This is a genomic window from Actinophytocola sp. NPDC049390 (assembly GCF_044466355.1).
In the GTDB taxonomy this organism is placed as follows: Bacteria; Actinomycetota; Actinomycetes; order Mycobacteriales; family Pseudonocardiaceae; genus Actinophytocola.
Genome location: NZ_JBITMQ010000002.1, coordinates 294,785 through 307,092, shown reverse-complemented (window position 1 = coordinate 307,092; position 12,308 = coordinate 294,785). Strand labels below are relative to the sequence as shown.

Sequence of the window (12,308 nt, the reverse complement as noted above, 5' to 3'; positions counted from 1 at the left end):
GTCACGATGAACGCAAAGGGCCTGCGTGCCGTCCTGGCCGCCGACCCGGACATCGGTGCGGGCAACGTGCTGCACACGGTGCTCGCGCACGGCGCCGATCCGGACGGGCCCGGGCTGATCTTCGACACCGAGGTCGACGGCCACCCGGCCGAGTACGAGTTCACGCTCGGCGACCTGGACCGCATGGTGGACGCACGCGCCGCGTGGCTGCACGCGCGCGGCATCCGCAGACGCGACGCGGTGGCCGTGTGGGCGACCGCGGCCGCCGACACCGTCCTGAGCTTCCTCGCCCTCACCCGCATCGGTGCGATCCCCGCGCTGATGAACGGGAAGATGACCCCCGAGATCGCCGCCGAGTTCATCCGCAGGCTGCGTGCCAGGGGTGTGCTCGCCGACGCCGCCCACACGGAGCTGCTCGCCGGGCACGACCTGGGCACCGAACTCCTCGGCGCCCCGGCGGAACTCGCGTCCGGCGACCCGGCCGCGGCGCCGCCGCACTACCGGCACCACCAGGACGACCCGATCGTCATCACGCACACGTCCGGCACCACCGGGGTGCCGAAGGCCGTGCTGCACCTGCACCGCACCCTGTTCGCCTCGCAGCGGCACCTGCTGAAGATGCCGCAGGCGCAGGGCACGAACCGGGTGCTGAACGCGCTGCCGATCCCGCACACGGCGACCGTGCTGATGGTCTGCCAGATCCTGTGCAACCGGGGCAGGATGCTCTGCCTGTCCGATCAGGATGGTGCGACCGTGCTGGCCGCGATCGAACGCTGGCAGCCGGAGGCGGTGTACGGGTTCGCGGTCACGTGGGCCGACCTCGCACGCTTCGACCTGCCCGCCCGGAACGTCGGCTCGGTGCGGATGTGGTTCAACACCGGCGACTGCGCGCACGAGACGCACATCCGGCGGCTCGTCGCGGTCGGTTCACGGGAGACGGTGACCCGTGAGGGGCGCGTCCGGATCACCGGCTCGCACTTCGTCGACGGGCTCGGCTCGTCGGAGATGGGGCACAACGGGTTCCACGTCACGCACACACCGGACAGCGACCACTACGGCCGGCGCATCGGGCGGCCGTACAAGTTCGCCGAGGTCGCGGTACTGGACGAGGAGGGCAACGAGCTGCCGCCGGGCAGGATCGGCAGGCTGGGTTTCAACGCGCCGACGCTCTCGCCCGGCTACTGGAACGACTCGGTCACCACCTACCGCGCGCGGCTGAGCGGCTACTACCTCACCGGCGACCTCGGCTACCGCGACGAGGACGGCAACTACTACCACGTGGACCGCGACCCCGACGCCGTGGTCGGTGACGGTTTCTACACGGCCCTGTCGGAGGAGCGGATCCTCGCGGCATGCCCCGACGTGCTCGACTGCACGGTCGTGATCGTGTCGGAGGACGGTCGCATCGTCACCGACGTGCTGCTCGAACTGGCGTCCGGCGCGGACACCGGGACCGACCGCACCGAGGTCATCCGGGCCGCGCTCGGCGAGCGGGTCGGCGCGACGCTCGACCGCGTGGTCGCGATCCGGCACGAGGACGTCCCGTTGACCGTGACGGGCAAGGTCCGCAAGTTCCTGTTGCGCCAGCAGCACCTGAGCAAGGCACCGGCATGACCGGCGCGACGATCACCGGCATGGGCCTGCTGACGCCGGTCGGCAGGGGCGCGGCGGAGGTCTTCCACGCCCTGTGCGTCGGGAAGTCCGGGCTCGCCGTGCCGCCGGAGGGGCATCCGGCGGCGGACTCGGTGGACGTCGGCGGCTTCGTCCCGGACGTCGACCCGCGCACGGTCGTGTCCGGGCCGGCCGCTTCGGTGGTGGACAAGACGGTGGTGCTGGCGCTGCTGACCGCCGCGGACGCGCTCGCCGACGCCGGGATCGAGGTCGGCGGGGATGTCGACCCGGACCGCATCGGTGTCGTGGTCGGCGGTGTCGGCGGCATGGCCACGCTCGAGAAGCAGGTGCTGGCGCGCGGCGACCGCGGCCGGACGTCGGTGAGCCCGTACCTGCTGACCGGGATCCTGCCGAACATGCCCGCCGCCAGGATCGCGATCACGCACGGGATCCGCGGCTACAGTTCGAGCATCGGCACCGCGTGCGCGTCCGGTGCGCAGGCCATCGCCGACGCGCTGCGGCTGATCCGGTCGGGTGACGCCGACGTGGTGGTGTGCGGCGCGAGCGAGGCGCCGCTGTTCCCCACGTTCGCCGACACGTTCGGCAACGCGCGGGCGCTCGCGCGCCGGTGGAGCGACCCCACCGCCGCGAGCCGCCCGTTCGACACCAGGCGCAACGGGTTCGTCCTCGCGGAAGGCGCGGGCATGCTCGTGCTGGAACGGACCGAGCACGCGAACGCACGCGGGGCCGCAGGCTACGCGGACGTGCGCGGCTGGGGCGCCACCACCGACGCCCACCACCCGACCACGCCGCGGCCGGACGGTTCCGGTGCGGCCGAGTGCATGCGGCGGGCACTCGCGAGCGCGGGCCTCGCCCCCGGCGACATCGGCTACGTCAACGCACACGGCACGTCGACCAAGCTCGGTGACGTCGCCGAGACCGCGGCGCTGGCCGCGGTGTTCGGTGTGGACGGTCCGCCGGTCAGCTCGACCAAGTCGCTGACCGGCCACATGCTCGGCACCTCCGGCGTGGTGGAGGCGGCGGCGAGCGCCATGGCGGTGGCACGGGGCGTGCTGCCACCCACCTACAACCTGGACGAGGTCGACCCGGCGTGCCCGGGCAACCACGTCCGGACCACACCGCTGGAGCGGGAGATCGGCCACGCGCTGTCGAACTCCTTCGGCTTCGGCGGCCAGAACGTGAGCCTGGTGCTGAGCGCGGCCGGCACCGAGAAGAAGCGGAACGGTTAGGGCACATGAATCTCAACGGAATAGACCACATCGAACTGTACGTCGGAGACGCGCGACAGGCCGCGTTCTACTACTGCACCGCCTTCGGGTTCCGGCTCCGGGGCCAGGGCGGGCCGGAGACCGGGCTGAAGGGGCAGCGGTCGCTGCTGCTGACCCAGGGTGACGTCCGGATGGTCCTCACCTCACCGCTCGTCGCCGACCACCCGGCCGCCGAGTTCGTGCGCAGGCACGGCGACGGCGTCGCGGTGATCGCGCTGGAGGTGGACGACGCCGAGTCGGCGTTCGGGGAGCTGGTGCACGCGGGTGCGGCCGCGGTGTCCGCGCCTGCCCGCTACGCGGAGGGCGACGCGGTCGTGACGACGGCCGAGGTGCTCGGTTTCGGGGACATCACGCACCGCCTGGTGCAGCGCACCGGCCCCAGAACCGAGTTCCTGCCCGGCGTGTTCCTCATGTCCGCCACGAACGACGCGGACGACACGGGCGACGCGGCGCCGCTGCTGGAGCTGATCGACCACTTCGCCGTGTGCGTGCCCGCCGGGCAGCTGGACTCGACGGTCAAGCACTACGAGGAGGTGTTCGGCTTCTCGCAGATCTTCGAGGAGTACATCGAGGTCGGCGCGCAGGGCATGTCGTCGAAGGTCGTGCAGAGCCCGTCGAAGCTGATCACGCTCACGCTGATCGAGCCGGACACGAGCCGCGAGCGCGGCCAGATCGACGACTTCCTCGCCTGGCACGGCGGCGCGGGCGTCCAGCACGTCGCGTTCACCACCGACGGCATCACCGACACGGTGCGCGCGCTCGCCGCACGGGGCGTGCGGTTCGCGAACACGCCGCCGACGTACTACGACGCGCTGGCCGACCGGGTGCCCGACCTCGCGGTGCCGGTCGCCGACCTGCGGGACGCCGGCGTGCTCGTCGACACCGACCACTGGGGGCAGCTGCTGCAGATCTTCACCGAGTCGATGCACGTACGCAGGACCCTGTTCCTGGAGATCATCGAGCGCCGGGGCGCGCTCACCTTCGGCAGCGGCAACATCAAGGCGCTGTACGAGGCCAAGAACCGCGAGCTGGTTGGAGGACTTCGGTGACCACGACCGAACGTTTCACGCTGTCCGAACAGGACCGCGAGCTGCTGCCGTCCGACGAGGACGTCGCGTTCTACGCCGAGCACGGCTGGTACCTGTCCAAGAAGCTGTTCACCGACGCCGAGGTCGACGAGCTGGTCGCGGCCAGCGAGGGGTACTACGCCGGTGCGCGTGACCGCACGCTTCCGGTGCGCCCGCCCCGGCTCGCGTACTGGACGCCGGAGCAGGGGGACGTGCAGCGGCACAACGACTACGTGCACTACGAGAGCGACCCCCTCGCCAAGCTGCTGCTCAAGCCGATCATCGGCGCGGTGGCCGCGTGGCTCGCGCGGGCCGAGGAGATCCGCGTCTTCCAGTCGACGCTCATCTACAAGCCGCCGATCGCGGGGTTGCCCTCCAACATCGTGCCGTGGCATTTCGACAAACATTATTGGGCGTCCTCGTCGTCGGACAACATGCTGACCGCTTTCATTCCGTTCCACGACTGTGCCGAGGAAATGGGCACCATCACGATGGTGGACGGCAGTCACCGGTGGCAGGAGATCGGTGCGGACGACAGCACCACCCGCCATTTCGCGGAACGCGACCGGTCCGAGCTGGAGCAGATGCTGGCCGAGAACGCGGCGTACAACGGCGCCGAGGTGCGCAAGGTCCCGATGGTGATTCCCAAGGGGCACATGAGCTTCCACCACTGCAAGACATACCACGGCAGTGGTGCGAACGTGAGCACGCGGCCGCGCCGTGCGGTTTCCCTGCACCTGCAGGATGGCGCGAATGAATTTCACGAATTCCCGTTGTCGGACGGCAGTCTTGCGTTCTACAATCATGACAGCCTGGTCCGGAAAACGCCGGACGGTCGCCCGGACTACTCGGATCCGGATTACTGCCCCGTTCTGTGGCGCGGTTGACCACATCTAGCGAGGAGCGACAAACAATTGTCCAGACCTGACCGGAGACAGCCGTGTCCGGGAACCGCGGACCGCACCATGACGGCCGCCACGTTCCGCGACGACGGATGACGGCCGTGGCGGAGACATCGGTGGCCGGCGGGTTCGCACGGCGCAAGCTGCTCGGGATCCTGTCAAGCAGCTGGGTGGCGCAGTGCTGTTACGCCGTCGCGAAGCTGGGCGTGCCGGACCTGCTCGCGGACGGGCCGCGTTCGGTCGACGAGCTGGCCGAGGTCAGCGGCGCCGACCCGGACGCGCTGGCGCGGCTGTTGCGCGGCATGGCCTCGATCGGCCTGTTCCGCAGGACCGCGCCGAGGACCTACGCGCTCACGTCGGTCACCGACTGCCTCCGCTCGGACGTGCCGCACTCACTGCGGCAGATGGCGGTGCTGGACGGGGAGGAGGTGTTCCGGTCCTTCGCGGACATCCTGCACACGGTGCGGACCGGGGCACCCGCCTTCGACATGGTCTACGGGGAGCCGTTCTACGACTACCTGAACGGCAACCACGCGGTGGCCGCGACCTTCGCGGACGCCATGAACGCGAACCAGGTGCCGAAGACGCTGGCGTCGTGCGACCTCTCCGGGGTCGGCACGCTCGTCGACGTCGGCGGCGGCAGCGGCGGGCTGCTCGCCGAGGTGCTCACCACGTATCCACTGATGCGCGGCGTGCTCCTGGAACTACCGGAGGCGGTGCGCGCGGCAGGCAAGAAGCTCGTCGAGGACGGCCTCGCCGGCCGGGCGGACCTGGTCGAGGGCAGCTTCTTCGACGGCGTGCCGTCCGGTGGCGACGCCTACGTGCTGGCGCGGGTGCTGCACAACTGGTCGGACGAGAAGGCCATGCGGATCCTGCGGCACGTGCGTGCGGCGATGCGCCCTGGCGCACGGCTCTTCGTGTTCGAGCAACTGGTCCCGGAGGAGGACAGCGACCCGGACGCGGCGTCGGGAATGGTCGACCTGCTGATGCTGGTCCTGCTGGAAGGCCACGACCGCACCGAGGAGCACTACCTGCGGCTGCTGACCGACGCCGGGTTCGCACTCGAGACGGTCAACCACGGCAACGGACCGAACGCGGACAGCGCGATCGTCGTCGTGGCGGCCTGAAACCACGCGGTCTGAATCACCACGGTCGGGGAAACGGAGCTGGGGAAAGTGAACCATCAGGACGGCGTCACGCAGACATCGCTGCGGTCGTTGCTCTCGGCGGAGGGACGGCGGGATCCGAACCCGTTCTACGCCGAGCTGCACCGGCACGGCCAGGTGTGCCTGCTGCCGGACCCGTCCGACCGGTTCGACGTGGTGGTGCACGGCTACGACGCGGTGCACCAGGCGCTGCGTGACCCCGCGCTGCACGTGATGACCAGCGACTACCCGGACCGGCGCGACGGCAGGCTGTGGCGTACCCATCCGGCGCTGCGGGTGCTGGTCAGCTCGATCTTCTTCATGGAGGGCGAGCAGCACACCACCGTGCGCAGGATGTTCAGCCAGGCGTTCAGCGCCCGGCGTGTGGCCGCGCTCGAACCGGCGGTGGAACGGATCGTGGCGCGGCGTCTCGACCGGCTCGCCGAACTCGGCGCGGGCGGGACGACGGTGGACCTGTTGGCGGACTTCGCGTTGCCGGTGCCGAGCGACGTCGTCGGCGAGCTGCTCGGCGTGCCGGAGCACGACCGGGACTGGTTCCCGGAGCGGGTGCGTGCGTTCGGCGCGATCCTCGACCTCGGTGCCGGCGTGTGGCGGTTCCAGAAGGCGGCGGACAAGGCCGCGGAGGACCTCACCGGGTACTTCCACGAGCTGGTGGGGAAACGTCGCGCGGAGCCCCGCGACGACCTGGTGAGCGAGCTCGTCGCCGACGACGTCGAGCTGGCCGACGACGTGCTCGTCGCGAACCTGCTGACGATGTACAACGGCGGGTTCGTCACCACGAGCCACCTGATCGGCAACAGCGTGCGGATCCTGCTGGACGACCCGGCGGAGAAGGCGCGCGTGCTCGCCGACCCGCAGCGGGCGGACGGGTTCATCCAGGAGGTGCTGCGGTATGAGCCGCCGACGCACTTCTCCATTCGCTGGGCGGCGGCGGACACGGAGGTGGCCGGAGTGCCGATCTCGAAGGACCGCAGGGTGCTGGTGCTGCTGGGCGCGGCCAACCGTGACCCGGCGAAGTTCACCGACCCCGACACGTTCGACCCGGGCCGCGACGAGGGGCAACCCCTGTCGTTCAGCGCGGGCATGCACTACTGCCTCGGTGCCGTGCTGACCAAGCTGGAGAGCAGGGTGGCCGTGCCGATGCTGCTGCGCCGCTTCCCGGACCTCGCGCTCGCGGGCGAACCCGGCGCACGCACGACGCTGATGCTGCGCGGGTACGAATCCTTACCGGTGAGAGTGACATGACCACGACGCTGGCCGACGTGGCCGCGTTCCTGCCGGAGCGCATGGTGACCGTCGAGGAACTCGGGCCCGAGCTGGGGCTCACCCCGACCCAGGTGCGGGTGCTGCGGCGGTTCAACGGGCTCGGCGAGGTGCGCAGGCAGCGACCCGGCGAGACGCTGGCCGACCTGCTGGAGGGGGCGGCGCGGGCGCTGCCGTCGCTGCGGGGCCGCGAGCACCGCGTGCGGTACGTGATCCACGCGCGCGGTGTGCCGGTGGTCGCGCCGTACCCGGTCAACCCGGTCCACGAGCTGCGGGCTCGGCTCGGTCTCGGCGCCGCGACGGCGTTCACGATCACGCACCACGCGTGCGCGTCCGGGCTGCTCGCCATCGACATCGCGGGCCGCATGCTGGCACGCGACGGCGACCCGTACGCGCTCGCGCTGGTGGTGGCGGGGGAGCAGGTGTTCACCCAGGACGAGCGGCTCGCGCCCGACCAGCGCGTGTTCGGCGAGGGCGCGGGCGCGTGCCTGGTCGCGGCGGGCGGTCCCGGTGACGTGCTGCTGTCCTACGCGGCCGGTCAGCGCGGCGACCTCGACCACTGGAGCACCGACGGTCTCGGCGCGATGGACCGGTTCGCCCAGGACTACACGGAACTGTTGAGCGAGGTCATCCTCGACGCGGTGAAGCAGGCCGACATGTCGCTCGACGACGTCGCGCTGGTGCTGCCGCACAACGTCAACGTCGTGTCGTGGCGGCGGGTCTGCAGGCGCATCGGGCTGCCGGTCGACCGGGTGTTGCTCGACAACGTCCCGCTGGCGGGCCACACGCCGTCCGCGGACACCTTCATCAACCACGCGTCAGCGGTCGCGACCGGGCGGTTGTCGCCCGGCGACCGCTACCTCACCGCCGGGGCGGGGCTCGGTGCGGTCTTCTCGGCCATGGTCTTCGAACACGGGAGCGGACAGATGCTGGCAACCGAGCTGCGCACGCGGGTCGTCGACGCCCTTGGCGTCCTGTTGGGACGGATGCTGGGCGGCGACCTGGCCGTGTCGGAGGAGACGCGGCTGTTCGACGAGCTGGGCCTGTCGTCGTCGAAGACGCTCGAACTGCTGCTCGCGCTGGAGGAGGAGCTGGACATCCAGGTCGACGTCGAGGAGATCGACCGCCGCGACCTCGCGTCCGTCGGGTCGCTGTCCGACTTCGTGGTCGCGCACGCGGACGGTGTGTGACCCGCGATGTACCTGACGGCGCTCGCCCACCACAGCGACGACGCGCACTCCGTGCTCGCCGCGCACCCGGCGCTGCCCGCGTACCTCACCGACCTCGCCGCGACGAGGGGACTGGCGGTGCGCGAGGACGTGCTGGGCACCGGGCACGCCTACGCCGAGCTGGCGGAACCCGCGATCGCGGCGCTCACGGCCGACGGTGAGCCGGTGGACCTGCTCGTGCTGGCCTACGGCGTGCCGGACGTGCAGCCTGGCCGCAACACGGCACTGCACCTGGCGGCGCGGTGTCCCGGCCGGCCGCGCGGGTTCGCGGTGTGCGACCAGGGGGTCGTCGCGGCGTTCACCGCACTGCGGCTGATCGCCGACCACGACGTCGACCGCGCGGTGCTGGTGGTGGCCGAACAGACCGCCGTGCCCTACCCGCTGGTGGCCGACGCGTCCGTGCCCACACGGCACTCGGCGGTGGCGCTGCTGCTGGAGCGGGGCCCGGCGCCGGTGGTCGTGCGCCAGCACGCCGCGCTGCCCGCGGACGCGGTGGACGCGGCGCTGGCCGTGGACATCGCGGAGCTGAGCGGCGCGCGCGACGACGTGACGCTCGTGCTCGGGTCCGGAGTGGACGGTCCGAGTGACGGCCTGCCCTACACCGGGCTGTGGGCACGGCTCGATGACCGCGAACCCGGCGGCCTGCTGGTGTTCGCCGACTACGACCCCGGGCTCGGCTACCTGTGCGTGGCCGGGGTCGAGACAAGCCCCCGGCCGACCGCCTTCGCGGCGGCGGCCGGAGCACCTGGAACGGGAGGAGGTGTAGCGGACATGGCGGTCAAGGACTGAAACAGCGCTGCTGAAAGCAGCTAGTTCTCTCGTGCCGAGAGACGTGGCGGCCCTCCCGCGAGAGGGCCGGTGCGGGGGCGGGTGTCGCCGCCCCCGCACGCTCTCGCGGCCATTCTACGTGAAGGAGCAGTCACTCCATGCGCATCCCGTGGCTCGGGCTGCCCGCCAGGAGCGGGTTGCTGGTCGTGGTCGGGCTGATCGACTCGACCGGCACCGGTCTGTTCATCGCCGGGTCCGCGGTGTTCTACACGGCAGGCGCCGGGCTCTCCATCGCCGAGGTCGGCATCGGCCTCACCGTCGCGGGCCTGTGCGGGCTGGTGGCGCTCACCCCGCTCGGCATGCTCGCCGACCGCATCGGGCCCCGGCCCGCCGCGGTGCTGCTGCACTTCTGGCGTGCCGCGGGGTTCTTCGCGTACGCGTTCGTGCACGACTTCGTCACGTTCCTGATCGTCGCCGTGGTGGTGGGCATACCGGCACGCGCGGTCGATCCGGTCAACCAGATGTACGTGGACCGGCACATCGGCAAGGAGCTGCGGACCGGGGTGATGGCCGCGTTCCGGGTGGTGGCCAACGTCGGGTTCACGCTCGGCGCGCTGCTCGCCACCGTGATCATGGCGATCGGCACGCGTCCGGCGTTCCTCGCGATCGTGCTCGGCGACGCGCTCACGTTCGTGCTCGCCGGGATCCTGCTGGCCAAGGTGCCGCTGATGGCGGACTACACGCCGACCCGGCGCACCGTGCGCGGCTGGCCGACGTCGTTGCGGCAGGGCCGGTTCCTCGGGGTGGCGGCACTGCACGCGGTGTTCGTGCTGCACATCCCGCTGCTGTCGATCGGCATCCCGCTGTGGATCACCGAGCACACGTCGGCGCCGCCGCTGATCGTCGGGCCGCTGATCGTGCTCAACACCATCCTCGTGATCCTGTTGCAGGTCCCGTTCAGCAAGGGCACGGAGACCCGCGAGGGTGGTGTCCGCGCCCTGCGCCTCGCGTCGCTGTCGCTCGCCGGGTGCGCCGCGGTGGTCGCGTTCTCCGGCGAGACGCCGACCGCGCTCACCATCGTGCTCCTCGCCGCCGGGATGGTGCTGCTGACGTTCGGCGAGCTGTTCCAGGTCGCGGGCGGCATCAGCGTGTCCTACGACCTCGCGCCGAGGGACCGGCAGGGGGAGTACCTGGCGGTGTTCTCACTCGGCACCGCCGCGATGTACACGGTCGGGCCCGCGCTCGTGACGATCGGGGTCGTCGAGCGCGGCATGTTCGCCTGGCTGGGGCTGGCCGCGGTGTTCGGAGTCGCCGGGTTCTTCATCCGGCCCGCCGTCGAGGCGGCGGCCGCCCAGATCGAGAAAGCACACCCGAAGGTTGAGGCACACCATGCCGGATGAGGACAGGCTTCCCCAGGGCGAGGTCGTCGACCGGGTCGCCGTGACGTTCGAGGGCGACGGCGAGGGGGAGGCCGATCTCACGTGGGGGCAGATCGGGCTGTGGCAGTCGATCGAGGCCTCCGGGATGTCGAAGACCGTGTTCCACGTCGCCGAGGCGGAGCCGGGCACGACGCTCGACGACCTGGCCGCGACGCTGCGGTCCATGGTGTCCCGCCACCAGGCGCTGCGCACCACGCTGGTGCTGCGCGAGGACGCGCCACCACGGCAGCGCTGCCACACCTCGGGCGAGGTCACGCTGGCGGTGGTCGACGCGGGCGCCGACGACCCCGCGCTGGTGGCCGAGGCGGTGTCGGAACGCTGGCAGCACGAGCGGTTCGACTACGGAACCGAGTGGCCGATCCGGGTCGCCGCGATCCGCAAGGAAGGCGTGCTCACCCACGTGGTCACGGTCATCCTGCACACGTCCATCGACGCGTACGGGCACAGCGCGCTCGCCGCGGACACGAAGGCGGGCGGGACCGGCCCGGTCACCGCGTTGCAGCCGCTGGAACAGGCGGCGCGGCAGGCGAGCCCCGCCGGGCAGCGGCAGAACGCGGCTTCGTTGAAGTACCTGGAGCGGGTGCTGCGCACGATCGACGCGAGCCGGTTCGGCGAGCCGCGTTTCGGCGGTGAGCGGTGGATCGACATGGTCCACTACCGGTCACCCGCCACGCTGCTCGCGATCAGGGCGGTCGCCGCACGCGAGAAGATCGACGACTCGCCGGTGCTGCTCGCGAGCTTCGCCGTCGGCCTCGCCCGGTTCACCGGCGTGAACCCGGTGATGGCGATGCTCATGGTGGGCAACAGGTTCCGGCCGGGCCTCGCCGACTCGGTGAGCGCGCTGATCCAGCTGAGTCCGTACATGATCGACGTCGCCGACACGACCATGGGCGACGCGGTGTCGCGGGCCGCGGCGAGCGCGATCAACGCCTACAAGAACGCCTACTACAACCCGTACGAGCAGGACGAGGTGATCGAGCGGGTCGAGCGGGAGCGCGGCGAGGAGTTGGACCTGTCGTGCTTCTACAACGACCGACGGCAGCAGGAACGCGGCCACGTCGGCGAGGCGATCCCGTCGGACGAGGAGATCCGCGCGGCGCTCGCGCACAGCCACCTGTCGTGGGAGCCGGAGATCAGCATGCCGCGCCGGAAGATCTACTTCAACGTCGACGACCCGCCGGGCGCCATCGAGTTCGTGATGTCGGTCGACCGGCGGTACTTCGACCGGACCGACATGGCGACGATCATGCGCGACATCGAGGCGGCGGCCGTGCGGGCCGCGCTCGAACCGGACGCGCCGACCGGGGTCACGCGCCGCGTGGCCACCGGCGCGGCCCATTGAGTGTCCAAATGGACAGCACGAATAGCGGGAAGGGAGGTGGTTATCAGATGTCGATCTTGGAGAAGCCGATCGAGGAGAAGCCGATCTTGGAGAAGCCGGCCTGACGGCCGGTCTAGTGCACGAGAGGTGGGGGGGGGGGGGGGGGGCGCCCCCCCCCCCCCCCCCCCCCCCGGCCCGGGGGGGGGGGGGGGCCGCGCGGGGGGGGGGGGGCGGGCCCGCCCCGGGGGGGCCC

10 protein-coding genes are annotated in these 12,308 nt (G+C 71.2%); all 10 read left to right on the top strand.

Annotation, left to right across the window (positions count from 1 at the left end; translation table 11 throughout):
- The first annotated feature begins 6 nt into the window (after positions 1–6).
- Entirely contained in the window at positions 7–1,614 is a 1,608-nt protein-coding gene (locus ACIBVP_RS07575; RefSeq protein ID WP_396105189.1) for a class I adenylate-forming enzyme family protein, read from the top strand.
- Positions 1,611–2,861, top strand: a complete 1,251-nt coding sequence (locus ACIBVP_RS07570; RefSeq protein WP_396105188.1) for a beta-ketoacyl-[acyl-carrier-protein] synthase family protein — start codon at positions 1,611–1,613, stop codon at positions 2,859–2,861. Before ACIBVP_RS07575 ends, ACIBVP_RS07570 begins: the two co-directional genes overlap by 4 nt.
- Before the next feature lie 5 nt (positions 2,862–2,866).
- Entirely contained in the window at positions 2,867–3,949 is a 1,083-nt protein-coding gene (gene hppD / locus ACIBVP_RS07565) for a 4-hydroxyphenylpyruvate dioxygenase (RefSeq protein ID WP_396105187.1), read from the top strand.
- A complete protein-coding gene (locus tag ACIBVP_RS07560; protein WP_396105186.1) occupies positions 3,946–4,854 on the top strand; it encodes a phytanoyl-CoA dioxygenase family protein in 909 nt (302 codons plus the stop codon). The genes hppD and ACIBVP_RS07560 overlap by 4 nt, the downstream gene beginning before the upstream one ends.
- A gap of 116 nt (positions 4,855–4,970) precedes the next feature.
- Positions 4,971–5,996, top strand: coding sequence for a methyltransferase (locus ACIBVP_RS07555; RefSeq protein WP_396105185.1), 1,026 nt, complete (start codon positions 4,971–4,973; stop codon positions 5,994–5,996).
- Between the two features lie 48 nt (positions 5,997–6,044).
- Positions 6,045–7,280, top strand: coding sequence for a cytochrome P450 (locus ACIBVP_RS07550; protein WP_396105184.1), 1,236 nt, complete (start codon positions 6,045–6,047; stop codon positions 7,278–7,280).
- Complete coding sequence (locus ACIBVP_RS07545) at positions 7,277–8,488, top strand: 3-oxoacyl-[acyl-carrier-protein] synthase III C-terminal domain-containing protein (RefSeq protein ID WP_396105183.1); 1,212 nt, start codon at positions 7,277–7,279, stop codon at positions 8,486–8,488. Before ACIBVP_RS07550 ends, ACIBVP_RS07545 begins: the two co-directional genes overlap by 4 nt.
- Positions 8,489–8,494: 6 nt before the next feature.
- Complete coding sequence (locus tag ACIBVP_RS07540) at positions 8,495–9,316, top strand: hypothetical protein (RefSeq protein ID WP_396105182.1); 822 nt, start codon at positions 8,495–8,497, stop codon at positions 9,314–9,316.
- Between the two features lie 137 nt (positions 9,317–9,453).
- Complete coding sequence (locus tag ACIBVP_RS07535) at positions 9,454–10,695, top strand: MFS transporter (RefSeq protein ID WP_396105181.1); 1,242 nt, start codon at positions 9,454–9,456, stop codon at positions 10,693–10,695.
- Positions 10,685–12,076, top strand: coding sequence for a condensation domain-containing protein (locus tag ACIBVP_RS07530; RefSeq protein ID WP_396105180.1), 1,392 nt, complete (start codon positions 10,685–10,687; stop codon positions 12,074–12,076). The genes ACIBVP_RS07535 and ACIBVP_RS07530 overlap by 11 nt, the downstream gene beginning before the upstream one ends.
- Positions 12,077–12,308: the final 232 nt, after the last annotated feature.